General features: G+C 71.9%; 15 protein-coding genes. 9 read left to right on the top strand and 6 right to left on the bottom strand.

Features of this window, described 5'->3' with window-relative positions; translation table 11 throughout:
• The first annotated feature begins 51 nt into the window (after positions 1 to 51).
• Entirely contained in the window at positions 52 to 1,680 is a 1,629-nt protein-coding gene (gene purH, locus EDF34_RS05305) for a bifunctional phosphoribosylaminoimidazolecarboxamide formyltransferase/IMP cyclohydrolase (RefSeq protein ID WP_123370240.1), read from the top strand.
• An 82-nt stretch (positions 1,681 to 1,762) separates the two neighbouring features.
• On the opposite strand, the gene EDF34_RS05300 is transcribed toward purH, so the two are convergent.
• Entirely contained in the window at positions 1,763 to 3,052 is a 1,290-nt protein-coding gene (locus EDF34_RS05300; protein ID WP_233575189.1) for an NAD(P)/FAD-dependent oxidoreductase, read from the bottom strand.
• Between the two features lie 37 nt (positions 3,053 to 3,089).
• On the opposite strand from EDF34_RS05300, the gene EDF34_RS05295 reads away from it, so the two are divergent.
• Positions 3,090 to 3,629, top strand: coding sequence for a DUF3017 domain-containing protein (locus tag EDF34_RS05295; RefSeq protein WP_123370238.1), 540 nt, complete (start codon positions 3,090 to 3,092; stop codon positions 3,627 to 3,629).
• Positions 3,630 to 3,734: 105 nt separating this feature from the next.
• Here EDF34_RS05295 and EDF34_RS05290 read toward each other — a convergent pair whose 3' ends face one another.
• Positions 3,735 to 4,784, bottom strand: coding sequence for an MIP family channel protein (locus EDF34_RS05290; RefSeq protein WP_123370237.1), 1,050 nt, complete (start codon positions 4,782 to 4,784; stop codon positions 3,735 to 3,737).
• Between the two features lie 281 nt (positions 4,785 to 5,065).
• Here EDF34_RS05290 and EDF34_RS05285 point away from each other — a divergent pair, with 281 nt between their 5' ends.
• Positions 5,066 to 6,283 (top strand): NADP-dependent isocitrate dehydrogenase, encoded by a 1,218-nt coding sequence (locus EDF34_RS05285; RefSeq protein WP_123370236.1) that lies wholly within the window; start codon positions 5,066 to 5,068, stop codon positions 6,281 to 6,283.
• A gap of 186 nt (positions 6,284 to 6,469) precedes the next feature.
• Here EDF34_RS05285 and EDF34_RS05280 read toward each other — a convergent pair whose 3' ends face one another.
• Positions 6,470 to 8,275, bottom strand: coding sequence for an HNH endonuclease signature motif containing protein (locus tag EDF34_RS05280; protein WP_158615049.1), 1,806 nt, complete (start codon positions 8,273 to 8,275; stop codon positions 6,470 to 6,472).
• Positions 8,276 to 8,413: 138 nt separating this feature from the next.
• Between EDF34_RS05280 and EDF34_RS05275 the strand changes: the two genes are divergently transcribed.
• From EDF34_RS05275 to EDF34_RS05255, 5 genes are all read left to right on the top strand, one after another.
• On the top strand, positions 8,414 to 8,728 hold the full coding sequence (locus EDF34_RS05275) for a hypothetical protein (protein ID WP_123370234.1): 315 nt from the start codon (positions 8,414 to 8,416) through the stop codon (positions 8,726 to 8,728).
• A gap of 171 nt (positions 8,729 to 8,899) precedes the next feature.
• Complete coding sequence (locus tag EDF34_RS05270; protein WP_123370233.1) at positions 8,900 to 9,904, top strand: malate dehydrogenase; 1,005 nt, start codon at positions 8,900 to 8,902, stop codon at positions 9,902 to 9,904.
• A 23-nt stretch (positions 9,905 to 9,927) separates the two neighbouring features.
• The gene (locus EDF34_RS05265) at positions 9,928 to 10,200 is read left to right on the top strand and encodes a DUF167 family protein (protein WP_123370232.1); all 273 of its coding nucleotides are present in this window, start codon (positions 9,928 to 9,930) and stop codon (positions 10,198 to 10,200) included.
• Positions 10,201 to 10,487: 287 nt separating this feature from the next.
• Entirely contained in the window at positions 10,488 to 17,405 is a 6,918-nt protein-coding gene (gene pulA, locus EDF34_RS05260) for a pullulanase-type alpha-1,6-glucosidase (RefSeq protein WP_123370231.1), read from the top strand.
• Positions 17,406 to 17,824: 419 nt separating this feature from the next.
• On the top strand, positions 17,825 to 20,899 hold the full coding sequence (locus EDF34_RS05255) for a glycoside hydrolase family 3 protein (RefSeq protein WP_233575188.1): 3,075 nt from the start codon (positions 17,825 to 17,827) through the stop codon (positions 20,897 to 20,899).
• 68 nt (positions 20,900 to 20,967) lie between these two features.
• Here the strand turns inward: EDF34_RS05255 and EDF34_RS05250 are convergent, their stop codons facing one another.
• From EDF34_RS05250 to EDF34_RS05240, 3 genes are all read right to left on the bottom strand, one after another.
• Entirely contained in the window at positions 20,968 to 21,864 is an 897-nt protein-coding gene (locus EDF34_RS05250) for a carbohydrate ABC transporter permease (protein WP_123370230.1), read from the bottom strand.
• Positions 21,861 to 22,766, bottom strand: coding sequence for a carbohydrate ABC transporter permease (locus EDF34_RS05245; RefSeq protein WP_123370229.1), 906 nt, complete (start codon positions 22,764 to 22,766; stop codon positions 21,861 to 21,863). Before EDF34_RS05245 ends, EDF34_RS05250 begins: the two co-directional genes overlap by 4 nt.
• A 118-nt stretch (positions 22,767 to 22,884) precedes the next feature.
• Complete coding sequence (locus EDF34_RS05240; protein WP_123370228.1) at positions 22,885 to 24,183, bottom strand: ABC transporter substrate-binding protein; 1,299 nt, start codon at positions 24,181 to 24,183, stop codon at positions 22,885 to 22,887.
• A 402-nt stretch (positions 24,184 to 24,585) separates the two neighbouring features.
• On the opposite strand from EDF34_RS05240, the gene EDF34_RS05235 reads away from it, so the two are divergent.
• Complete coding sequence (locus tag EDF34_RS05235; RefSeq protein ID WP_123370227.1) at positions 24,586 to 25,767, top strand: ROK family transcriptional regulator; 1,182 nt, start codon at positions 24,586 to 24,588, stop codon at positions 25,765 to 25,767.
• Positions 25,768 to 25,775 lie beyond the last annotated feature (8 nt).

Genomic DNA, 25,775 nt, shown 5'->3' with positions numbered 1-25,775 from the left:
ACGCGGCGACGGCTGACGACGAGCACCAGCCGCCGACCCAGGAGATGCGCCATGAGTCATGTTGCCCCTGTCACCACGTCGAACCTCGCCCCCGACGACGACGCCACCCGCCGACCCCTGCGCCGCGCGCTGGTCAGCGTCTACGACAAGTCGGGCCTGACCGAGCTCGCGACCGCGCTGCACGCTGCGGGCGTCGAGCTCGTCTCCACGGGCTCCACCGCGTCGACCATCGCCGCCGCCGGGGTCCCGGTGACCCGGGTCGAGGACCTCACGGGCTTCCCCGAGTGCCTCGACGGGCGCGTCAAGACCCTGCACCCGCGCGTGCACGCCGGCGTCCTGGCCGACACGCGGCGTCCGGAGCACCTCGCGCAGCTCACCGAGCTGGGGATCGCACCCTTCGAGCTCGTCGTCGTCAACCTCTACCCGTTCACGGCGACCGTCGCGTCGGGTGCGGGCCCCGACGAGTGCGTCGAGCAGATCGACATCGGCGGCCCGTCCATGGTGCGCGCCGCCGCCAAGAACCACCCGAGCGTGGCCGTCGTCGTCGACCCCGCGCGCTACGCCGACGTCGCGGCCGCTGCGGCCTCGGGCTTCACGCTCGCCGAGCGCCGCCTGCTCGCCGCGCAGGCCTTCGCGCACACCGCCGCGTACGACGTCGCCGTGTCCGGCTGGTTCGCCGCGCAGTACGCGCCCGACGAGGTCGCCGCCGAGTCCGGCTTCGCCGACGTGGTCGGCTCCACGTGGGAGCGCTCGGACGTGCTGCGCTACGGCGAGAACCCCCACCAGGGTGCCGCGCTCTACGTCTCGCCCGACGGCGCGGCCGGCCTGGGGCTCGCCGGCGCCGAGCAGCTGCACGGCAAGGCCATGAGCTACAACAACTACGTCGACGCGGACGCCGCCTGGCGCGCCGCCCACGACCACGAGCGCCCCGCGGTCGCGATCATCAAGCACGCCAACCCGTGCGGGATCGCGGTCGGCGCGGACATCGCCGACGCCCACGCCAAGGCGCACGCGTGCGACCCGGTCTCCGCGTTCGGCGGCGTCATCGCGGCCAACCGCACCCTCACGGCGGCCGCGGCCGAGCAGATCGCCCCGATCTTCACCGAGGTCGTCCTCGCGCCCGACTTCGAGCCCGAGGCCATCGAGATCCTGTCGCGCAAGAAGAACATCCGCGTCCTGCGGGTCAGCGGCCTCACGGGCGCCGTGACCGAGCAGCGGGCGATCTCGGGTGGGGTGCTGGTCCAGCAGGTCGACCGCATCGATGCCCCGGGCGACGACGCGTCCACCTGGACGCTGGCGACGGGCGCCGCGGCCGACGAGGCCACGCTGGCTGACCTGGACTTCGCCTGGCGCGCGGTGCGCGCCGTGAAGTCGAACGCCATCCTGCTCGCCGACGGGGGAGCCTCGGTCGGTGTCGGGATGGGGCAGGTCAACCGGGTCGACTCGTGCAAGCTCGCGGTCGAGCGCGCGAACACCGGCGACGTCGAGCGCGCGCGCGGCGCCGTGGCGGCGTCCGACGCGTTCTTCCCGTTCGCCGACGGCCTGCAGGTGCTGCTCGACGCCGGCGTGCGCGCCGTCGTCCAGCCCGGGGGCTCGGTGCGCGACCCGGAGGTCATTGCCGCGGCGGAGGCCGCCGGCGTCACGCTCTACCTGACGGGCACGCGCCACTTCGCGCACTGACGGCTGCCGAGCGGGGCGTCGCACCGGGGGTGCGGCGCCCGCTCGCGTCGTCGGGCGAGCGCGTCGTCGGGCGAGCGCGGCGTCAGGCGAGCGCGGCGTCGCGGAGCGGGACGTTCACGTCGCCGGCGCGGTCGCGGTCGAGGCGCGGGAGGTCGCGGCCCGCGAACAACCGGCGTGCGGCGCCGACGTCGCGGGGTCGGTCCACGGTCAGGACCGCCTCGAGGACCGGGCTGCCGGGCCGGAACCACAGAGCTGACCAGTCGCCGCCGCCTGCGCCCGCGCCGTCGCGGAGGACGACGTCGTCCCCCGGCCGGGGGAGCCCGAACAGCGTGAGGTCGTGCCCGAGCTGCGTGGAGAAGACGTAGGGGACCGGGTCGGACGCGTGCGCGGCGGACGTGCCGTCGGACGTGCCGTCGAGCGGGCCGTCGGATGGGTCGAGGAGGTCGGTGGCGAGGTCGACCGGTCCGCGCAGTGCGCCGTCCCAGTGGCCGCCCGTGACCCAGCCATGCCGGTGGGACCGGCGCAGCGCGACGTCACCGACCGCCCGGACGCGGTGCGGCGCGGCGAGCACGGCGTAGCCCTCGTCCACCCGGAGGGACCCGTCCGGCTCACGCGGGAGCGCGGCTCCGAGCCAGTCGGTGGCAGGCACCGCGCCGACCGCCGCGAGCACGACGTCGGCCGGGACCCGCTCGCCGTCGGCGAGGTGCACCGCGTCGGGCTCGACACGCACCACCCGCGCGTCCGTGACGAGCCGCACGCCGGCAGCTGCGAACCAGGGCATGGCGCGCGCGCCGACCTGCGTGCCGAGCGCGCCCGTCAGGGGCGCCGGCGCCGCCTCGATGACCGTGACCTCGACGCCGGCAGCCGCGGCGACGCCCGCGACCTCGGCGCCGATCCAGCCGGCGCCGATGACCACGAGGCGCGTCCCGGGTGTCAGCCGGGCGCGGAGCGCGGCAGCGTCGTCGGCCGTGTGCAGGACCAGGGCGTGCTCCCAGCCGGGGACGCGCCGAGCACGTGCGCCGGTCGCGACCACCGCGACGTCGGCCTCGACGATCGTGCCCGCGTCGATCTCGACCCCCGACGGACCGACGCGCAGCGCCGTCGCCGGGCTGCCCAGGCGGACCTCGTCGGCCAGTGTCCGGACGTCGACCCCGAGCTCCTCGGACAGCCAGGTCGGACCGGGCCGGTCGAGCAGGTGCTTCGAGAGCGGCGGGCGGTCGTACGGCGGGATCGTCTCCGCGCCCAGCACCGTGAGCCGCCCGTCGAACCCGCGTTCGCGCAGCGCCGCGACGGTCTGCGTCGCGGCCAGCCCGGCACCGACGACCACGATCCGGCGGGGCAGGTCAGGGCGTGGTGGGGGCGGGGACGTCACGCCCGCAACGGTAGTCTCCCCGTCGGGAGGCACATCCATGGACGTGAAGCGGGCGAGCGGTCCGACGCCGGCCGACGAGACGCACGACGGCGCTCAGCCGGGCCGGGAGCCGGGTGCGGAGCAGGCGACCCCGACGACCGGGGACGCGGCGTCGGCGCAGCCGGAGACCGACTCGGTCCCTGGTGCTGACTCGGTCCCTGGTGCCAGCTCGGGCGGTGGCGACGCCGAGGCCGACGCGGCACTCCCCGACGGCCAGGTGCCCATCCAGGCCCAACAGCTCATCGACCCCCGCGCGATCGCGCGCGCGTCCCTGGAGGCGAGCCGCAACGCGTCGCTCTGGTGGACGAGCGCCGGTGTCCTGGTCGCAACCGTCGTCGCGCTGGCCGTCGGGACCCGCGCCGGTGCCTACACGCTCGCGGGCGTGCTCGCGGTGTGCGCCGTGGTGCGGGCCGTGCTCCCGCACCCCGGCCCGGTGGCGGTCTCGGTCCGCGCCAAGGCGATCGACGTGACGGTGCTCAGCGTGCTGGCGGTGAGCATCGGCGTCCTGGCCCAGCTGCTCCCGGGCCGCGCGTCCTGACCCGGTCCACCGACGACCTGACCCGGTCCATCGACGACCTGACCCGGTCCACCGACGACGAACGCCCGGCCCCTCGAGGGGACCGGGCGTTCGTGCGCGTGCGGATCAGGCGCGGCGCTCCTCCACGACGAGGACGTCCTCGTCGGTGACGTAGGCGTCGTCCTCCGCGAGCAGGTCGTCCTTCGGCGGCTCGGCCGCGAAGGCGCGGTACACGAGGCCGGCGAGGGCGGCACCGACGATCGGGGCGACCCAGAACAGCCAGAGCTGCTTGAGCGCCCAGCCGTCGGAGAAGATCGCCGAGGCCGTCGAGCGCGCCGGGTTGAGCGACGCGTTCGTCACGGGCATCGCGACCAGGATCAGGACGGCGAGCGAGAGGCCGATGACGAAGGGCGCGATCTTGTTGTTGGCGCGACGGTCCGTCGCGCCGAGGATGACGCCGACGAACACGGCGGTCACGACGACCTCGACCAGCAGCGCGATGGCGAGCGAGAACTCGACCGAGCCCTGGCTGGCAGTGCCGATCGGCGAGTGCGCGCCGTAGCCGTTGGAGAGGCCGCTGAAGAAGGCCTTCGTGGTGGTCTGGGCACCCTGCGAGACCAGCGCCGGCAGGGCCGACGGGATGCTCACGAACAGGACGGCCGCGGCGATGGCGCCACCGATGAGCTGTGCGAGCCAGTAGGGCAGGACGTCGCGCCAGGCCGTGCGGCCCGCGATCGCGGCACCGACCGTGACGGCCGGGTTGAAGTGGCCACCGGAGACGTGACCGACGGCGCTGGCACCGGCGATGACCGCGATGCCGAACGCGAGGGCGACCGCGAGCGGACCGCCGCCGCCGCCGACGCTGGCGAACGCGCTGTTCGCGTAGAGGGCGACGCCGAGGCCGGCGAGCACGAGGAAGAAGGTGCCGAAGACCTCGGAGCCCAGGCGGGCGATCAGGCTCGGGCCCGTCACGATCGGCGTGCCGGCGGGGACGACGTAGGCGTCGATCTCCTCGACCGTCGGCTCCGGTGCCGAGTCCTTCTGCAGCGTGGGCTCGGCGGGCGTCTCGATCGGCTGCGCAGCCGGTGCGGCTGCGGTGGCGTCGTCGGCCGCGGCTGCTGCCGTGACCTCCTCGGGCTCGGGCGAGCCTGCCACCGGGTCGGGTGTCTGGGACATGTCGGTCCTGTCGTGTGTGGGTCGAGTGAGGCGGGACCAGCGTCGACGCGCGGTCAGGCCGTCCTTGCGGGGCCAGCATGCCAGCACGAGGCCCGCGCGTCACCGCCAAGCCCACGGGATGTCACCTGTGAAGATGCGGTGAGTCGTCGCGTGAGGCACCAGATCTCTCGGTATCTCTCGACGTCGAGTAATCTTGCTCCCGGACGGAGCCGCCGGCGCGGGAAGAACCAGCCGACGCAGGGCACCCTCCCCGCACGAGTCCCCAGCACAGGAGATCCCGCATGGCGAAGATCAAGGTTGTCGGCCCGGTCGTCGAGCTCGACGGCGACGAGATGACGCGCATCATCTGGCAGTTCATCAAGGACCGCCTCATCCACCCGTACCTCGACATCGACCTGCGGTACTACGACCTGTCGATCCAGAACCGCGACGCGACGGACGACCAGGTCACGATCGACGCGGCGCACGCCATCAAGGAGCACGGCGTCGGCGTCAAGTGCGCGACGATCACGCCCGACGAGGCGCGGGTCGAGGAGTTCGGCCTGAAGAAGATGTGGGTCTCGCCCAACGGCACGATCCGCAACATCCTCGGCGGCGTCGTCTTCCGCGAGCCGATCATCATCTCGAACATCCCGCGCCTGGTGCCGGGCTGGAACAAGCCGATCATCATCGGCCGTCACGCGCACGGCGACCAGTACAAGGCGACCAACTTCAAGGTCCCCGGCGCCGGCACGCTGACGATGACGTACACGCCGGCCGACGGGTCGGAGCCGATCCACCAGACGGTCGTCACGTACCCCGACGGCGGCGGCGTCGCCATGGGCATGTACAACTTCAACGACTCGATCCGCGACTTCGCGCGCGCCTCGTTCGCCTACGGCCTGCAGCGCGGCTACCCCGTGTACCTGTCGACGAAGAACACGATCCTCAAGGCGTACGACGGTGCCTTCAAGGACATCTTCCAGGAGGTGTTCGACGCCGAGTTCGCGGCCGACTTCGCAGCCGCCGGCCTCACCTACGAGCACCGCCTCATCGACGACATGGTGGCTGCCGCCATGAAGTGGGAGGGCGGCTACGTCTGGGCCTGCAAGAACTACGACGGCGACGTGCAGTCCGACACCGTCGCGCAGGGCTTCGGCTCGCTCGGCCTCATGACCTCTGTGCTCATGACGCCCGACGGCAAGACCGTCGAGGCCGAGGCGGCGCACGGCACGGTCACGCGCCACTACCGCCAGCACCAGGCCGGCAAGCCGACGTCGACCAACCCGATCGCGTCGATCTTCGCCTGGACCGGTGGCCTCAAGCACCGCGGCAAGCTGGACGCCACCCCCGAGGTGACGCAGTTCGCCGAGACGCTCGAGGACGTCATCATCACGACCGTCGAGAGCGGCAAGATGACGAAGGACCTCGCGAGCCTGGTCGGGCCCGACCAGGAGTGGCTGACCACCGAGGACTTCCTCGCGGCGCTCGACGAGAACCTGGCTGCACGTCTGGCCTGACGCTCGACAGCTCACGCACGAACGGCGCATCCCTGTGGGGGTGCGCCGTTCGTCGTCCTGCCGGCAGTGGCTGGTGCTCGATCCTGCGCACGGCCGTGCCGCCGAGCCGGCCCGAGCATGGGGTTGCCGCTGAGCCGGCCCGAGCGTGAGCGTGCTGCCGAGCCGGCCCGAGCGTGGCCGCGCCGATCAGCCGGCCAGCGCGCCCAGCATTCCGCGGTTGCGGGAGCCCAGGGTGTCGAGGATGCGTGTGGGCGACCCGGCTGCCCGTCGCCATCCGTCGTCGGTGACGCTGCCCTCGGAGTTGTCCGTTCCGGGTGGTGGGTGTGGTCCGGCGCGGGTGAGGGTGCGGAGCCATGCGGGTGCCCGGACCTCGGGGACGCCGTTGCGGGTGCGGATCTCCCAGCCGGAGGTCTCGATGGTGCGGTGGTGGTACCAGCACAGCAGGCACCCGTTGGACGTGTGGGTGCCCTCGGGGTCGTCCTTGTGCGGCGTGATGTGGTGGACCTCGCACCACCCCGCGGGGACCTGGCAGCCGGGGATGACGCACCCTCCGTCGCGCAGGGCGATCGCCCGTCGCTGCTGGCCGGTGAAGCATCGCTCGGGGGACCACAGGCCCACGACGGCGCCCAGGTCGTCCAGGGCGACGCGCTGGACGGCTCCCGAGCAGGCCAGCTGGAGCGTCGCGTCGATCGACAGCGGCCACGAGCCGGCGAAGCCCCCACCGAGGAGCGTGGCTCCCGCTCCGCGCCGGGCCTCGAGATCGGACTGGCGGACCGCCACCACGACGGTGGGGGAGTTGCCGGCCACGGAACTCTGGTTCGCGACGCGCGCCGCGGCACCGAGTGCCATCGCGAGGATGTCGTGCAGCATCTGAGCGCCGGTCCGGTGGTCGACCACGTCGGCGTGGCCCGCTGCGGGCTCGCCGGATGACTCACCCCACGAGGCCGCTCCGCGCTCGTCGAAGGCCCCGCCCTCGTCGAGAATCCCGGCCTCGTCGAAGATTCCGGCCGCTGCGCGGTCGTCGAGCGCAGCGAGCAGCGCATCGGCGGTGAGCGCGTCCCCGTCGGCGAGCCGCGCCCCGGTGGCCGACAGCGCGTCACGGCCCAGCCCGTCACCCCTCAGCGCGTCACCCCTCGGCGCGTCACCCCTCAGCACGTCGCGCTCCGGGTCATCGAGTCCTAGCCCGTCACGCTCGAGCTCGTCGTCGGCCCCGTCGTCGGGCGCCGGTGCGTCCGACGTCCGCGGGTTGGTGCACGAGTCGGCGAACGCCCGCAGTGCGGCCGCGACCTCGGGCATGAGCAGCCCGCTGAGCCGGACGAGGCCGTTCTTCAGCCCACCGAGCCGCAGGCTCCGACGTGCGAGCTCGGAGTCGGGCGGTGCGGCCCCGTCCTGATCGAGGAAGGCCGCCCAGGTCGAAGCCTGGATCCGGACCGAGTCGGCGTCGGCCGGGCACACGCCGCCGGGCTCGGACGCGGCGCAGCCGGCCACGATCTCCTCCTCGGCGACGGCCAGAGCAGCGTCGCCGGCGACGGGACGCACCGGGTCGAGCGTGTCGATGATCCGCAGGGCCGCCTCCATGCCCACGCGCCCGTCGGTGAGGGCTGCTGCCACAGCCGGGAACGCTGCGGGCAGCTCCTGGCCCGTGAGGCCGAGCGGGGACTCGATCGCCCGTCCGAGCCGGAGCCACCGCGAGACGGTGACGTCCGCCGCGCCGGTCAGGCGCCGCACCAGCTCGCGGGCGTTCCGGCAGCCGCGCCTCGCCGACAGCCCGGCCGTGCCGAGCCCGCGCGCCGAGCGCTGCTCCACCTGCGCGACCAGCCCGACCCGCCACAGGTCCACCTGCCGCGACAGCGCCTCGACCGAGACGAGACCGGCCATCACCCGCTCGTCGTCCCACCCGGCCGGCTCCACGAGCGGCGATCCGACGAACGCGTCGACGCCGAGGGCAGCACGCACCAGCGCTGCGGCATCGGCGATCTCGTTCTCGGGCATGTCCGTATCGTCCCATCGACCACTGACACGATGTCGAACAGGCGTTCGAATTTGTGGACGAGGAGAATGCTCGCCCAAACCTCGGCGCCGAGGGTCGACCGTCCGGTAGACATGGCCCATGACGGCGGAGGAGCGCGCATGACGGCAGTGGTCGAGACGCGGCCCGCCGTGGTGGGTCGAGGCTTGCGACGAGCGATCTCGTGGGTGGGGACGCTCGCGGTCATCGCCGTCCTCGTCGGCGCCTGGCAGGTCGGGATCTGGGTGAACCACTGGTACATGGCCGAGCGGTTCGCGAACGGGGCGACCGACGCGACCTGGACGATCGCCGAGCTCCTGCGCAGCGGGAACGAGGCGCTGGTGCACGGATTCTGCTGGCTGGGCGTCTCCGCCGCGCTCGCCGTCGTCGCCGGTGCCCTGGTCCGCCGGGCACGCAGCCGGTCTGCGTCACGCTGATCTGCCACTCCGGTCCGCCACTCCGGTCGGCCACTCCGGTCCGCCGTGCTGATCGGCTCGTGCTGATCGGCTCGCGCTGACCGAGGCCGACCAGCGGCGTCCGGGGTACGGTGCGGTTGAGCCTGCGGCAAGCGGGCGACGCACCACGCAGACGACCGAAGGAGCCCGCCCGTGCCTTCCCCGCAGCCCACCCAGCAGCCCGTCGACGTCACCGTGACGGGGGCTGCCGGCCAGATCGGCTACGCGCTCCTGTTCCGCATCGCGGCCGGCCACCTCCTCGGCCCGGACGTCCCCGTGCGGCTGCGGCTCCTCGAGGTCCCGCAGGCGGTCAAGGCGGCGCAGGGTGTGGCGCTCGAGCTCGACGACTGCGCGTTCCCGCTGCTCGCGGGCATCGACATCCACGACGACGCGACCGCCGCGTTCGACGGTGCCAACGTGGCGCTGCTCGTCGGGGCGCGGCCGCGCGCGGCGGGGATGGAGCGCGGCGACCTGCTGAGCGCCAACGGCGGCATCTTCGGACCGCAGGGTGCGGCGATCAACGCCGGGGCGGCCGACGACATCCGCGTGCTCGTCGTCGGCAACCCGGCGAACACCAACGCCTACATCGCGGCTGCCGCGGCGCCCGACGTCCCGAAGGACCGCTTCACCGCCATGACGCGCCTCGACCACAACCGCGCGCTCGCCCAGCTCAGCGCGCGGACGGGCGCGCCGGTCACCGACATCGAGCGCGTGACGATCTGGGGCAACCACTCGGCGACGCAGTACCCGGACCTGTCGCACGCGACCATCGGAGGACGCGCGGCCCTCGAGGTGGTCGGCGACGACGCCTGGGTGCGTGACACCTTCATCCCGACGGTCGCCAAGCGCGGTGCCGCGATCATCGAGGCCCGGGGCGCGTCGAGCGCGGCCTCCGCGGCCAACGCGGCGCTGGACCACGTGCACACGTGGGTCAACGGCACGACCGACGGCGACTGGACCTCGGCGGGCGTCGTGAGCGACGGCTCGTACGGCGTCCCCGAGGGCCTGATCTCCTCGTTCCCCGTCACGGCGTCGGGTGGCGTCCTCGCGATCGTGCCCGACCTCGAGATCGACGAGTTCTCCCGCGGCCGGATCGACGCGAGCGTCGCCGAGCTCGTCGAGGAGCGCGACGCGGTGCGCGCCCTGGGCCTGGTCTGACGACGAGGCACGACGCAGGGAGGTTGCGCGTCCCGATCCGCGTCCGGCCGGGTGCCTCGCGGCCGCGGGTCGGTGGCTCGTACGACGGACGCCTCGTCGTCGCCGTCGCTGCGCGCGCGGTCGACGGCGCGGCGACCGAGGCTGCCCTGGCTGCGTGCGCGGCCGCCCTCGGCGTGCGCCGGCGGCACGTCTCGCTCGTCTCCGGGCCGACGAGCCGCGACAAGGTGATCGAGGTCGAAGGCGACCCCGCCGACCTGGCGCATCGCCTCGCGGCTCTCCTCGCGGTCAGCACCTAGCGTCGCGCCGCCGCCGACCTCCGCCCACCCACGGAGCCCGACCCGCCGGGCGCCGTCACCCCCGAGTGGAGACCAACTTTCCGCAAGTGGTTGCTGCAAGTTGCTGCAAGCCGGTACGGTGCCGCCATCCGGTCGACGAGGTCGTCGACCGGTGATCGCGAGTCAGACATCTCAGACAGCGACGCGTGGCCCGTAGCTCCGCCAACGCCGGCGGACCGGGCGGGCCCGCGCGCACAGCCGTGGACCACATGCCCGCGCACCGGCGCGGAGACGAAGGAGTCACCCGCATGCGTCGTGCACTTTCCGCCGGGGTCGCCGCGGCCCTCGCCCTCGCGGGCGTGGTCGTCGGCCAGCAGGCCGCCACGGCAGTCGCCGAGACCTACACGCTGGTGGGCAGCCTCCAGTCCGAGCTCGGCTGCGCCGCGGACTGGGCCCCGACGTGCACCGACGGGGACCTCGCGCCCACGGGCGACGGCGCCTACGTCGCCGAGCTCACGCTCCCCGCGGGCAGCTACGAGTTCAAGGTCGTCGGCGACCACGCGTGGGACGAGGCCTACGGCTTCGGCGGGTCGAGCGACGCGGGTGCGGCGAACATCCCGCTCGTCCTGGCCGGCGAGACCCGCCTCGCGGCACGGTTCGACCCCGCCACCGGCCGGACGTCGCTGACGCCCCTCGACCTGCAGTCCGACGCGGAAGCCGACCCGCAGCCCCAGGAGCCGGTCCGTGAGCCCGGCTCCGGCCAGCAGTTCTACTTCGTCATGACCGACCGCTTCGCCAACGGCGAGACGAGCAACGACGACGGCGGTGTCACGGGCGACCGGCTGACCACCGGGTTCGACCCCACGGACAAGGGCTTCTACCAGGGCGGCGACCTCGCCGGCCTGCGCGGCAAGCTCGACTACATCAAGGGCCTCGGCACGAGTGCCATCTGGCTGACCCCGTCGTTCACGAACAAGTACGTGCAGGGCGCCGGCACCGACGACGTGTCCGCCGGGTACCACGGCTACTGGGTCACCGACTTCACGACGATCGACCCGCACTACGGCACGATGTCCGAGCTCGACGGCCTCATCGACGACGCCCACGCGAAGGGGATGAAGGTCTACTTCGACATCATCGCCAACCACACGGCGGACGTCATCCAGTACACCCAGACCGGCGACCACCCCTACGTCTCCGAGGCGAGCAGCCCGTACAAGGACGCCGACGGCACCGCGTTCAGCCTCGCCGACAAGGTCGGGACGACGTTCCCGACGATGAACGCCGAGTCGTTCCCGTACACCCCGGTGGTCCCGGACGCCGAGAAGGACGTCAAGGTCCCGGCCTGGCTGAACGACCCCACGCTCTACCACAACCGCGGTGAGTCGACCTACGCCGGGGAGTCCTCGACGCTCGGCGACTTCGGCGCGCTGGACGACCTCATGACCGAGAACAAGACGGTCGTCGACGGCATGGCCGACATCTTCAGCGACTGGGTCGACGTCGGCATCGACGGCTTCCGCATCGACACCGTCAAGCACGTCAACATGGAGTTCTGGCAGTCCTGGTCGAAGCAGGTCATGGACCACGCGCACGACGTGGGCAAGGACGACTTCTTCATGTTCGGCGAGGTCTACGACGCCGACGCCACCAAGACGAGCCCGTACGTCCGCAGGACCGACATGAGCTCGGTGCTCGACTTCTCGTTCCAGTCCGCGGCCTCGGGCTACGCGGGCGGCGGCTCGGCCAAGAGCCTGGCCGGCCTGTACGCGAGCGACGACTACTACACGATGCCCGACTCGAGCGCGTCGGCGCTGCCGACCTTCCTCGGCAACCACGACATGGGCCGCATCGGCTACTTCCTCGACGGCAAGAGCGACGTCGAGCAGCGCGACGTGCTCGCGCACCAGCTCATGTTCCTCACGCGCGGCCAGCCCGTCGTCTACTACGGCGACGAGCAGGGCTTCGTCGGCACCGGCGGCGACAAGGACGCGCGGCAGTCGATGTTCGGCACGCAGGTCGACGCCTACGCGAACCAGCAGCTCGTCGACGGCACGACGATGGGCACCGACGACCACTTCGACACCGGCAGCGCGCTCTACGGCGACATCGCCGCGCTCGGCGCCCTGCGCAAGGCGAACCCCGCGCTCGCCGACGGCGCGCAGGTCGAGCAGTACGTGGCCGACGGCACGGGCGTGTACGCGTTCTCCCGCGTCGACCGTGACGACAAGGTCGAGTACCTGGTCGCCGTGAACAACGCGACGACGACGAAGACCGCGACGTTCTCGCCGCTGAGCCCGACCGCCACGTTCGAGGGCGTCTACGGCGCCGACGACGAGGTCACCGCCGACGGCGACGTCACGCTGACCGTCCCCGCGCTCTCGGCGGTCGTCTACCGCGCGACCAGCGAGCTCCCGGCCCGGACCGACGCCCCGACGCCGACGTTCACCGGCGCGCCCGGCGAGCCCGTCAAGGCGCTCAACCCCGTCGCGGTCACCCTCGACGAGCAGGCCTACGCCGAGACGACGTTCGACTACCGGGTCGCGGGCGACGACGAGTGGACCACGCTCGGCACGAGCGACACGGGCGCCCCGCGCGTCTTCCACACGACCGCCGGGCTGGCCGCGGGGTCGCTCGTCGAGTACCGGGCGACCGTCGTCGACGCGAGCGGCAACACGTCCGTGACCAGCACCTTCGCCACCGTGGGCGAGGGCTACGGCGGCGGCACCCCCGTCGAGGAGGACGCAGCCAGCAAGGTCACCGTCCCCGGCGACCACAACTCCGAGATGGGCTGCCCGGCCGACTGGCAGCCCACCTGCGCGGACGCCGAGCTGACGCTGCAGGCCAACGGCCTGTACTCCGCGAGCTTCGACCTCCCGGCCGGCACCTACCAGTACAAGGCCGCGATCGGCGCCGCGTTCCACGAGGCCGCGGGCGACGAGAACGGCGGGTGGTTCGAGAACTACGGCGTCGACGGCGTCAAGAACTCCGCCGCGGACAACATCTCCTACACGGTCACCGACCCCGACCGTGCGGTGACGTTCTGGTACGACCCCAGCACCCACCGCGTCACCAACGACGCCGCGGGCGCGGTCTACACCGTGGCGGGCAGCTTCCAGACGGCGCTCGGCTGCACCGCGGACTGGAACCAGAACTGCCTGACCGGCCTGCTCGCGGACGCCGACGGCGACGGCACGTGGACCTACACGACATCGGCGATCCCGGCGGGCAGCTACGAGGCGAAGGCCCTCAAGGGCTTCAGCTGGGACACCAGCTACGGCACCGCGTCGGGAGGCAACGTGGCGTTCTCCGTCACGGCCGAGACGCCGACGGTGACGTTCAGCCTCGACACCTCGTCGGGCGTCCTGAGCATCGACGCCGCCCAGCCCCCGACCGACCCGGGCGGCGGCGGCGACCTGCTCGTCACGGTCCCCGGCAGCCACAACTCCGAGATGGGTTGCGCGGCCGACTGGTCGCCCGACTGCGCCGACGCGGTGCTGACCAAGCAGCCGGGCGGCGTCTACGCGGGCACGTTCACGCTGCCCGCGGGCGACTACGAGTACAAGGTCGCGATCGGCGGCTCGTGGACCGAGAACTACGGCGCCGGCGGCGTGCGCGACGGCGGCAACGCGGCGTACTCCCTGACGGCGACCACGGACGTCACCTTCGTCTACGACCCGGTGACGCACGCGTTCACGAGCACCGTCGACGGCCCGATCTACCGGTTGACGGGCAGCTTCCAGTCCGAGCTCGGCTGCACCTCCGACTGGCAGCCCGAGTGCCTCGCAGCCTGGCTGCAGGACCCGGACGGCGACGGCACGTTCACGTTCTCGACGACGAAGCTGCCCACCGGTTCCTACGAGGTCAAGACCACTCAGGGGAGCTGGGACCCGAACTGGGGCGCCGACGGCGTACCGGGTGGTGCCAACATCGCCTTCTCCGCCACCGAGGGCAAGCAGGTGCTGTTCAGCTTCGACTCGGCCACCCACGTCCTGACGGTCACGGTCGCCGACCCGCCGCTGCCGGGCACCGGCCAGCAGCGCGCGCACTGGGTCACGAGGAGCACCCTGGCCTGGCCGCGTGACCTGCTGCCGGCCGGCGCCGACCCGGCGGACCTGACCTGGTCGCTGTTCCACGCGCCGACGGGCGGCCTGACCCTGACCGACGGCATCGTCAGCGGCGGGAACGGCCTCGCGCTGACCTACGACCCGGACGGCTTGCCGACCGCCGTGACCGACGAGTTCCCCGCGCTCACGGGCTACGTCGCCCTGACGGTCGACGGCGACACCGCCGCCGACCTGCTCACGGGTCAGCTCGCCGTGCTGCAGTCCGGTGACGACGGTGCGTCGGCCTGGACCGGCGTGCAGATCCCCGGCGTGGTCGACGACCTCTACGCCCAGGCGGCCGACGACGCCGACCTCGGGATCAGCTGGCACGGCGGCGACCCGACCTTCGCGCTGTGGGCCCCCACGGCCAAGGACGTCGACCTCCTGCTCTGGACCGACGGCACGACGGGCGAGCCCCGGCGTGTGCAGGCGGAGCGATCGGCCGACGGCGTCTGGCGCGTGGCCGGCGACGACGCCTGGACGGGTGCCGCCTACCGCTACGACGTCAGCGTCTACGTCCCCTCGACCGACGAGGTCGAGCACAACGTGGTCACCGACCCGTACTCGGTCGCGCTCACGACGGACTCGACGCACTCGGTCGTCGTCGACCTCGACGACCCGAGCACGCAGCCCGCCCTGTGGGCGGACACGAAGGCGCCGCTCGTCGAGAAGGCCGTCGACCGGACCATCTACGAGCTGCACGTCCGTGACTTCTCGATCAAGGACGAGACGGTCCCGGCAGCCGAGCGCGGCACGTACCTGGCGTTCGCCCGCGACAGCGCCGGGACCCGCCACCTGCGTGAGCTCGCCGCGGCCGGGCTCAACACGGTCCACCTGCTGCCGACCTTCGACATCGCGACCATCGCCGAGAAGAAGGCCGACCAGGCGACCCCCGACTGCGACCTCGCGTCGTACGGCCCTGCCGCCACCGAGCAGCAGGCCTGCGTCGCGGCGGTCGCCGGTTCCGACGGCTTCAACTGGGGCTACGACCCGTTCCACTACCAGGCGCCCGAGGGCTCCTACGCGGTGGACCCCGAGGGCGCGTCGCGGGTCAGCGAGTTCCGCACGATGGTCGGAGCTCTGCACGCCACGGGCCTGCAGGTGGTCCTCGACGAGGTGTTCAACCACACCGCGGCCTCGGGCCAGGCGGACACCTCGGTGCTCGACAAGGTCGTGCCCGGCTACTACCACCGCCTCAACGCGGTGGGCGCCGTCGAGACCAGCACCTGCTGCCAGAACGTGGCGACCGAGCACGCGCTCGCGGGCAAGCTCATGGTCGACTCCGTGGTGCTGTGGGCCAAGCAGTACAAGGTCGACGGCTTCCGGTTCGACCTCATGGGTCACCACTCGAAGCAGAACCTCCTGGACGTCCGCGCGGCCCTCGACGAGCTGACCCTCGCGAAGGACGGCGTCGACGGCACGAAGATCTACCTCTACGGCGAGGGCTGGAACTTCGGCGAGGTGGCGGACGACGCGCTGTTCACGCAGGCCACGCAGGGCCAGCTCGGCGGCACCGGGATCGGCACGTTCAGCGACCGGCTGCGCGACGCCGTGCGCGGCGGCGGCCCCTTCGACGAGAACCCGCGCGTCCAGGGCTTCGGCTCGGGCGGGTACACCGACCCGAACGGTGACGCGGTCAACGGCACCGAGGCCGAGCAGCTGACCCGGGCGCAGCACGACGCGGACCTCGTCCGCCTCGGGCTGGCCGGCAACCTCAAGGACTTCACGTTCACGACGAGCGACGGGCAGGTCCGGTCGGGCAGCCAGATCGACTACAACGGCCAGCCCGCGGGCTACGCCGACGAGCCCGACGAGGTGATCACCTACGTCGACGCGCACGACAACGAGACCCTGTGGGACTCGCTGACGATGAAGCTGCCGCAGGCCACGACGATGAGCGACCGCATCCGCATGAACACGCTGTCGCTCGCCACCACGGCCCTGGCCCAGACGCCGTCGTTCTGGCACGCGGGGGCCGACATGCTGCGCAGCAAGTCGCTCGACCGGAACAGCTACGACTCGGGCGACTGGTTCAACGCGATCGACTGGACGGGCGCGGACAACGGGTTCGGCCACGGCCTGCCACCCGCCGCCGACAACGAGGCCAAGTGGCCGTACCAGGCGCCGCTCCTCGAGGACGCCGCGCTCAAGCCGACCGCTGCTCAGGTGGCCACGGCCTCCGACCAGGCGCAGGACCTGCTGCGGCTGCGCTCGTCGTCCCGGCTGTTCCGCCTCGGCAGCGCCGCGGCGATCGAGCAGAAGGTGACGTTCCCGGGCAGCGGGGCCGACGCGGCGCCCGGGGTGATCGTCATGAGCATCGACGACACCGTGGGCACGGACGCCGACCCGGCGCTGGACGGCGCGCTGGTCGTCCTCAACGCCGGCACGAGCGCCGTGACCCAGACGGTGCCCGCGCTCGCGGGGCGGGCCTACGCGCTGTCGCCCGTGCAGGCCGACGGGGCCGACGCGGTGGTCCGGACGACGACGTGGGACGCCGGCTCGGGTGCGGTCACCGTGCCGGCCCGGACGGTCGCGGTGCTGGTGGAGGCGCAGGACGACGACGGCGGACCGGACCCGACGCCGACGGCGACCCCCACGCCGAAGCCGACGCACCCGCACCCCACGCCGAGGCCGACGCACACCAAGCCGGCCCACCCGACCCCGAAGCCCACGCACACGACCCACCCGAAGCCGACCCCGAAGCCCAAGCCGACCCACAAGCCCGGCAAGCCGCACCTGTCGCTCTCGCTGGGGTCCGTCCGCGCGGGCGGCACGGTGCACGTCGCGGGCGGCGGGTTCACGCCGGGGGAGCGGGTCCAGGTGTGGCTGCACTCCGAGCCGGTGCTGCTCGTCGCGACCGATGCGGACGCGTCGGGTGAGCTCGACGTCACCGCGACCGTCCCGGTGAGCACGCCCGTGGGTGCGCACACGGTCGTCGTGACCGGGCTGTCCTCCGGGCTGAGCGCGCAGGCACCGCTGCGGGTGCTCGCGGCCGACGACCCGGGCGCGCTGGGCGCCACCGGGTTCGGTCCGGCGCTCGGCGTGGTCGCGGCCCTGGCGCTGCTGGCGGGCGTGGTCGCGACGGTGGTCGCCCGCCGCTGGCCGGGCGCGGCCGGGTAGCGGCCCGCGGGGCGACCCCGGTCGACCGACGCTCCGGCGCCGGTCGACCGGGGTCGTCGTGTGCCCGCCGGCGCTCGAAGCGCTTCGCCTGGCCACGGCATCGCGGGACGCCGATGTGAATCCTTTAGCACCTGCTGAAGCGCCACGATCCGGACAAAGACGGGTTGACAGGCATTCCGGACACTTCTACGGTCGAAGCGATCAGTCATCGAAGCGCTTCGATGACGGGTCCCATCCATCAGCCGTCCACCGTCAGCGTCGTCGGGAGACAGGTCCGGTCCCACCGGTTCCGCGCACCCCGTGGCGCGGGTCCTGCGCGCTCGCTCTCACGTCGCCGTGAGGGCCGCGTCGGGCCCGACGGTCGACGGGCCGAGACGCGGGGGCGCTGGTGCCCCCGCCGGGAACGAGGAGCCCAGCCCGTGCACGAGACACCGAACCCCGCAGGGCGCCAGGCGGCGCCACCGATGACGAGCACGACGAGCGCGCCGAGACCGGGGCGTCGGTCGCGGCAGCGCCGGGCAGCGCGGTGGGCCGTCCCCACCGCGCTGGCCCTGGCGCTCGCGGGGCTGATCCCCGCGCAGGCGGCCCACGGCGAGGACGAGCTGCCGTTCCGCAACCCCGACCTGCCGCTGCAGGCCCGGATCGACGACCTCCTGGGCCGGCTCACGCCGGACGAGGAGATCTCGCTGCTCCACCAGTTCCCGCTGCCCGTGCCGCGCCTCGGCATCGGCCAGTTCCGCACGGGGACCGAGGCGCTGCACGGCCTCGCGTGGACCACCAGCTACGTGGACGGCGCGGTGCACACCGCGAAGGCGACCACGTTCCCGCAGGCGGTCGGTCTGGCGAGCACCTGGGACCCGGACCTCATCAAGCAGGTCGGCACCGTGGTGGGTGACGAGGCCCGCGGCTACAACTCGGAGGACCCTGCACTGTGGGGCCTCAACCTCTGGGCCCCCGTCGTCAACCTGCTGCGCGACCCGCGCTGGGGCCGCAACGAGGAGGGCTACTCCGAGGACACGAAGCTCACGGGCGCCATCTCGACGGCGTACGGCAAGGGCATGTCGGGTGACGACCCGTTCTACCTCAAGACCGCGCCGACCCTGAAGCACTACCTCGCCTACAACAACGAGGTCCACCGCGACACGACCTCCTCGAGCGTCCCGCCGCGCGTGCTGCACGAGTACGACGAGCAGGCGTTCAAGCCGGCCATCACGGCCGACGCCGCCACCGGCGTCATGGCGTCCTACAACCTGATCAACGGCCGCCCCGCGACCGTCGACCCGACCATGGACTCGCTGCTGCGCACCTGGACCGACAAGACGCTGTTCAACGTCAGCGACGCGGCCGCCCCCGCCAACCTGGTGAACTCGCAGAAGTACTACGCGACCGCGCCCGAGGCGAACGCCGCCGCGATCAAGGCCGGCATCGACAGCATGACCGTCAACGACAACAACCCGCAGCCGACGATCCAGGCGATCAAGGACGCGCTCGCGCAGGGGCTGCTCTCGCAGGCGGACATCGACGAGGCCGCGTCGCACCAGCTCTCGATCCGCTTCCGGCTCGGCGAGTTCGACCCGGACGGCGGGCCGTACGCCGGCATCACCAAGGCCGCGGTCGACACCCCGGCGAACCGTGCCCTGAGCCGGACGACGGCGGCCGACGCCATGGTCCTGCTCAAGAACGCGAAGAAGACGCTGCCGCTCGACACGGCGTCCGACAAGAAGGTCGCGGTCATCGGCCCGCTCGCCGACACGCTCTACACCGACTGGTACGGCGGCTCGCTGCCGTACGCGGTCACCGCGCGCGACGGCATCGAGGCCAAGGCCGGCGCGAGCAACGTGACCGGCACGGAGGGCGTGGACCGCATCGCGCTCAAGGACGTCGCGACCGGCAAGTACGTCGCCGGCGGCGCGGGCACGGCAGGCGGGGCGCTCACGGCGTCCGCGGCGACGGCGGACGCGACCTCCCAGTTCGACGTCTTCGACTGGGGCAGCGGGATCGTCACGCTGCGCAGTGCCGCGAACGGCAAGTACGTCGGCTACAACTGGAGCGGATTCGCCAACGACCAGGCGCAGCCCAACGGCTGGTTCGTCCAGCAGCAGTTCAAGATCGAGGACCAGGGCGACGGCACGGTCGCACTGCGCTACGCGGGCTACGAGTCGACGTCCGACTGGGCGCAGTCCTACACCAACCCCTACATCACGGTGAACGCCGACGGCGCCCTCGTGCTCGGTGCGCCGACGGCCGCCAAGGCCGCCAAGTTCTCCCGTGAGGTGGTCACGAGCGGGAGCGCGCAGGCGGTCGCGGCTGCCAAGAAGGCGGACGCCGCGGTGCTCGTCGTCGGCAGCATGCCGTTCATCAACGGCCGCGAGGACCACGACCGTGCGGACATGGACCTGGCCCCGAGCCAGGAGGCGCTGGTCCAGGACGTGCTCAAGGCCAACCCGAACACCGTCGTCGTGCTGCAGACCAGCTACCCGGACACGATCACGGCGCTGCAGAAGAAGGTCCCGGCGATCGTCTGGACCACGCACGCCGGCCAGGAGACCGGCAACGCGATCGCCGACGTGCTGTACGGCGACACCAACCCGGCGGGCCGCCTCACCCAGACGTGGCCCACCTCGACCGACGCCCTGCCGGCCGACCTGCTGGACTACGACATCATCTCGTCGGGCCAGACGTACCTGTACGACTCGACCAAGCCGCTCTACCCGTTCGGGTACGGCCTGAGCTACACGTCGTTCCGGTACTCGAAGCTGCGGGTCGACGACCGGTCGCTGGGCAAGAAGGACACGGTCAGGGTGAGCGTCGACGTGACCAACACCGGCAAGCGGTCCGGCGACGAGGTCGTGCAGCTCTACACGCACCAGCGCACCTCGCGGGACACCCAGCCGCTCACGCAGCTGCGGGACTTCGACCGCGTGAGCCTCGCGGCCGGTCAGACGAAGACCGTGAAGCTCGACGTGCCGGTCTCCGAGCTCGGGCACTGGGACGTGACGCGCAACCGGTGGGTCGTCGAGACGAGCACCTACGACGTGCGCGTCGGCTCCTCGTCGAGCGACGTCCGGGCCGCCTCGACGGTCAAGGTGATCGGCGAGAAGATCCCGCCGCGCGACCTGTCCCGGACCACCCAGGCGCAGAACTTCGACGCCTACAAGGCCGCCACGCTGGTGGACACCTCAAAGGTCGAGGGCACCTCGGTCGGCGCGACGGCGAAGGGCAGCTGGATCGCGTTCAAGGACGTCGACCTGCGCACCGGGCCGCGCACCTTCACGGCCAAGGTGGCGAAGGCGGAGGCGGGCACCGGCCGGATCGCGATCCGCCTGGGCTCGCCGAAGGGGAAGCTCGTCGGCACCGCCGTGGTGCCGAGCTCGGGTGACGTCTACTCCTACCGGACGGTGCGGGCCGCGCTCGACAAGGTCCGCGGCATCCAGGACGTCTACCTGGTGTTCGACTCCGCGCAGCGCATCTCCACGCTGCGGCTGACGGACTAGCAGCCGGAACGACGAAGGCTCCGGCCCCCCGCAGCGGGGACCGGAGCCTTCGTCGTTCGCGCGGGCGGTCAGCCCTTGACGGAGCCCGACATGAGTCCGCCGATGAAGTACTTGCCCAGCAGCGCGTAGACCAGCAGCGTGGGCAGCGAGGCGAGCAGTGCGCCCGCCATCGACACGCCGTAGTTCTGCAGGAGCGCGCCGTTGGCCAGGTTGTTCAGCGCGAGCGTCACCGGGCCGTTCTGGCTCGAGGAGAAGAACACGGCGAACAGGAAGTCGTTCCAGGCCGACGTGAACTGCCAGATCAGCACGACGACGAACGAGGGGATCGAGATCGGCAGGACCACCGACGCGTAGGTGCGGAGCATGCCCGCACCGTCCACGCGTGCCGCCTCGATGAGCTCGTTCGGGATCGACATGTAGTAGTTGCGGAAGATCAGCGTCGTGATGGGCAGGCCGTAGATCACGTGCAGGATGATCAGCGACGGGATGCCGTTGGGGATGTGCGCGCTCTGCATGAGCTTGAGCAGCGGGATCATCACGGCCTGGTACGGGATGAACATCCCGAACAGGATCAGCGTGAAGACGATGTCCGCACCCTTGAACCGCCAGCGCGAGAGCACGAAGCCGTTCATCGAGCCGAGCAGCGAGGAGATCAGCGCGGCCGGGACGACCATCTGGATGGTGCGCCAGATGGCGGGGGACAGCGACGTCCACGCCTCCTTCCAGTTGTCCGTCGTCCAGTGCAGCGGCAGGTTCCAGGCCCGCACGGGGGACGCGTCGCCGGTGCCCTTGAAGCTCGTGACGATCAGCACGTAGACGGGGATCAGCACGATGAGCAGGAAGAACAGCAGGGCCAGGTACTTCAGCCCGCGTCCCCAGGAGAAGCGGTCACGGCCGGCCTTGCCGCCGCCACCGATGGGCGCGGCCTTGATCGGCGCGGTCAGGGGCTCGGTCGCGGCGGTCACGCGTTCTTCTCCGTCCGGTTCAGGTGCACCAGGTAGGGGATGACGAGCACCGCGACGATCACGAGCAGGATCACGCCGACCGCTGCCGCGTCGGCGTAGTTGAAGCTCGACTTGAAGACGTACATGTCGATGGCGGGCACCTTGGTCTGGTAGTTCGCGGGCTTCGAGATCGACATGATCAGGTCGAACGCCTTGAGCGACATGTGGCCGACGATGATCACCGCGGACAGGGCCACGGGCGACAGCTGCGGGAAGATCACGTGCCGGTACATCTGCCAGGTCGTCGAGCCGTCCATCTTGGCGGCCTCGCGCAGCTCCTCGGGGACGCCGCGGAAGCCGGCCAGGAACAGGGCCATGACGTAGCCGGACAGCTGCCAGATGGCGGGGATCGCGATGGCCGCGATGCCGTAGTTGACGTTGTTCCACCAGTTGTTCTGCAGGAAGTCCAGGCCGACCATCTGGAACAGGCGGTTCAGGCCCGAGGCGTTCTCGCCCTGGTTGGAGTTGAGCAGCCAGCGCCACACCACGCCCGAGGCGACGAACGAGACGGCCATCGGGAACAGGTAGATCGAGCGGAACACGCCCTCGAACCGCACCGGCCGGTCCAGGAGCCACGCCCACAGGAAGCCGAAGAGCATCGTCCCGCCGAGGAACACGACCGTGTAGATCACCAGGTTGCGCAGCGAGTGCTGGAAGTCGGGCGAGGTGAGCAGGTCACCGTAGTTGGTGAGCCAGACGAACGACGTGGGCTTGCGGCCGGTCGTCTGGGCAGCCGTGTGCATGTCGGTCATCGAGGTCTTGGCGTTGATCGCCAGCAGGCCGTAGACGAACACGCCGAGCAGGATGAGCGACGGGGAGATCAGCAGCAGGGGCGGTCCCCAGCGGCGCAGGTTGCGGGGCATGACGGTTCCTAGCGTTTGCGGGGCGGGTCTGTGGCAACCCAGCGACCCCGGACGGCGGTGTGACGGCCCCGCTCCCGTGAGGCGGGGAGCGGGGCCGTCACCGGTCAGGCGACTGGCGTCACTTGCCGGCGGCCGCGGCCGCGAGGTCCTTCTGGTACTGGGCCAGGTCGGACGCACCGGTCGTGAACTTGCTCGTGGCGTCCGAGATCGCGTTCAGCGTGGCGACCGGGGCGGCCGCGCCGTGGGCGAGGGACGAGACGATCGTGTCCTTGGCGAACGACGCGATGGCCGTCTGCTGGTACTCGCTGAAGTCCTCCGGCTTGGCGTCGTTGCGGGCGGGGATGGAGCCCTTCGCCTTGTTGAACGCCGTCTGGCCCTCGGCCGAGCTGATGGTCTCGAGCCAGTTCTTCGTGCCGCCCGGGTGCTTCGCGCCCACGGGGAGCGTGAAGGAGTCCGCCAGGAAGTCGAAGACGCCGTCGGTGCCGGGGACCGGCGCGTAGACGTAGTCCGCGGGAGCCTTCTTGCCGGCCTCCTCGAACGCCGCCTCGGCCCAGTCGCCCATGACGTTGAAGCCGGCCTGGCCGTCGATGATCTGCTGGGTGGCGTCGGGCCAGTCCAGGCCGTCACGGTCGGTGTTGGTGTAGCTCATGAGCTTCTGGAAGTCCGTGAGCGCCTTGGTGACGTCCGAGCCGTTCCAGTCGGTCGAGCCGTCCCACAGACCCGAGTAGCCGTCGGCGCCGAGGTCGGCGATGAGGACGGTCTCGAGCAGGTTGACCTGGGTCCAGGTCGTCGCGACCGAGAGGGCCGTCTTGCCGGAGGCCTTGACCTTGTCCAGCGCGACGAACCAGTCGTCCATCGACGCGTAGGTCGCCGCGGGGTCGAGGCCCGCGTCCTTGAGGACGTTGGGGTTGGCCCACATGACGTTGGCGCGGTGGATGTTCGACGGGATCGAGTAGATCTTGCCGTCCACCGTGAGGCGGTCGACGAGGTCCTTCGGGAACACGTCGGTCAGGCCGAACTCCTTGTAGAGGTCGGAGACGTCCTCGAGCTGGCCGGCGTCGATGTAGTCCTGGAGCTCGGCGCCCGCGTGGGCCTGGAACGTGTCCGGCGGGTCGTTGGCCTGCAGGCGCGTCTGGAGCAGGTCCTTGGCCGCGGAGCCGGCGCCACCGGCGACAGCGCCGTTGATGAACTCGGTGTCCGGGTGCTGCTCGTTGAAGACCTTCACGAGGGCGTCGAGGCCCAGCTTCTCGGAGCCGCTGGCCCACCAGGTGAAGACCTCGACCTCGCTGGCGTCGCCGCCCGCGGCGCCGCTGCCGTCCGAGGACGGGTTGTCGTCACCCGAGCTGCAGGCCGTGAGCAGCAGAGTGCTCGCGGCCAGCCCGGCCGTGACGGCCATGAGGGTACGTCGTGTACGCATGATGCTCCTACGTCGTCGTTGATCGCTCAGAGGCTGTTGGACCCACGTCACGCGGGTCCGACCAGGTCCGGGGAACAACGCTGCTCCCGGACCGTTCGACGCACAGCCAACCCGTCCGAAGCCTTGGCGTCAACTAATGAAGCCAGTGGTGATCGAATCGTGATCTTCCCTTCACCTCACGGAGGCAAGCGGCCGAGTCCGGGGACCGGCCGAACGGGTGACCAGGCATCCGAACGGGTGGCGCAGTACGCGAACGCCGTCGTCCATCGTCAGGGCCGCGGGCCGAAAGTGCACGCCCAGGGCAACCTTCACACGGGCGCCAGGCTCGTCACCGGCCGATCCCAGGCCTGTCACCTGCGGGTTCGGCGAGTGGTGTGACGCGCGCCATGTATCCTTCCCGGCGTGGGCGAAGACCGGGTCACACCGGGCTCTCAAACTTCACTGCGTGAAGCCAACCGGGCCCGCATCGTCAACGCCGTCCAGCAGCGTGGCTCCCTCACGCAGGTCGAGCTGGCCGGCGTCACAGGGCTGTCCCCGGCCACGGTGTCCAACATCGTCAACGAGCTCACCGGCTCGGGCGTCCTGCACACCGCACCCACCACGCGCAGCGGCCGCCGCGCGCAGCAGGTCACGCTCGCGCGCAACCTCGGGCTCGTCGTCGGCCTGCACTTCGGCACCCGCAGCCTGCGGGTCGCGCTCTCGGACGTCGCCCACCGGATCGTCGCCGAGCAGCGCCTGCCGCTGCCGCCCGACCACCGGGCCGACGCCGGCCTCGAGCGTGCGGCCATGCTCACGGACGAGATGGTCGCGTCCGTCGGGGCCACGATGTCCGAGGTGCTGGCCGTCGGTGTCGGTGTCCCCGCGCCCGTCGACGTGCGCACGGGGCGCGTCTCCACACGTGGGCTCCTGCGCGGCTGGGACGGCGCGGCCGTGCCCGAGCTGCTCGGAGCGCGCCTGGGCGTGCCGGTGCACGTCGACAACGACGCGAACCTCGGCGCGCTGGCCGAGGTGCGGCTCGGCGCCGCTCGCGGTCGCCGGCAGGTCGTCTACCTGCGCGTCTCGCACGGCGTGGGCGGCGGCCTCGTCCTCAACGGCGAGCTCTTCCACGGCAGGGTCGGCGCCGCGGGCGAGGTCGGGCACGTGACGATCGACGACAACGGCACCGTGTGCCGCTGCGGCAACCGCGGCTGCCTCGAGACGTTCGTCGGGGCCCCCGCGATCCTCGAGACGCTCCGCTCGAGCCACGGGCACCTGACCCTGCGCGACGTCATCACCCGCGCCGAGCAGGGCGACCCGGGCTGCCGGCGGGTGCTGAGCGACGCCGGCCGCCACCTCGGCGTCGCTGCGGCCAGCGTGTGCAACCTGCTCGACCCGGAGGTCGTCGTCGTGGGCGGCCAGCTCGCGGAGGCGGGGGAGATGCTGCTCGGTCCGCTGCGCGCGACGCTCATGGAGCGCACGATCCCGAGCACCGGGGGACCGGTCGAGGTGGTCGAGGGCGCGCTCGGTGCGTCGGCGGAGGTGCGTGGGGCGCTCGCCGTCGCGCTCGACCGCGTGAACATCAGCGCCGCGGTGGGGGTCTCGTGAACTGCCGT

Source organism: Cellulomonas sp. PhB150, from assembly GCF_003755175.1.
GTDB lineage: Bacteria > Actinomycetota > Actinomycetes > Actinomycetales > Cellulomonadaceae > Cellulomonas.
This window is presented reverse-complemented; position numbering and strand designations above follow the sequence as displayed.

Excerpts from the sequence above, each read along its gene's own strand:
- purH (WP_123370240.1), top strand. The coding sequence starts at position 52 with ATGAGTCATGTTGCCCCTGTCACCACGTCGAACCTCGCCCCCGACGAC.
- EDF34_RS05295 (WP_123370238.1), top strand. The coding sequence starts at position 3,090 with ATGGACGTGAAGCGGGCGAGCGGTCCGACGCCGGCCGACGAGACGCAC.
- EDF34_RS05290 (WP_123370237.1), bottom strand. The coding sequence starts at position 4,784 with ATGTCCCAGACACCCGACCCGGTGGCAGGCTCGCCCGAGCCCGAGGAG.
- EDF34_RS05285 (WP_123370236.1), top strand. The coding sequence starts at position 5,066 with ATGGCGAAGATCAAGGTTGTCGGCCCGGTCGTCGAGCTCGACGGCGAC.
- EDF34_RS05280 (WP_158615049.1), bottom strand. The coding sequence starts at position 8,275 with ATGCCCGAGAACGAGATCGCCGATGCCGCAGCGCTGGTGCGTGCTGCC.
- EDF34_RS05275 (WP_123370234.1), top strand. The coding sequence starts at position 8,414 with ATGACGGCAGTGGTCGAGACGCGGCCCGCCGTGGTGGGTCGAGGCTTG.
- pulA (WP_123370231.1), top strand. The coding sequence starts at position 10,488 with ATGCGTCGTGCACTTTCCGCCGGGGTCGCCGCGGCCCTCGCCCTCGCG.
- EDF34_RS05245 (WP_123370229.1), bottom strand. The coding sequence starts at position 22,766 with ATGCCCCGCAACCTGCGCCGCTGGGGACCGCCCCTGCTGCTGATCTCC.
- EDF34_RS05240 (WP_123370228.1), bottom strand. The coding sequence starts at position 24,183 with ATGCGTACACGACGTACCCTCATGGCCGTCACGGCCGGGCTGGCCGCG.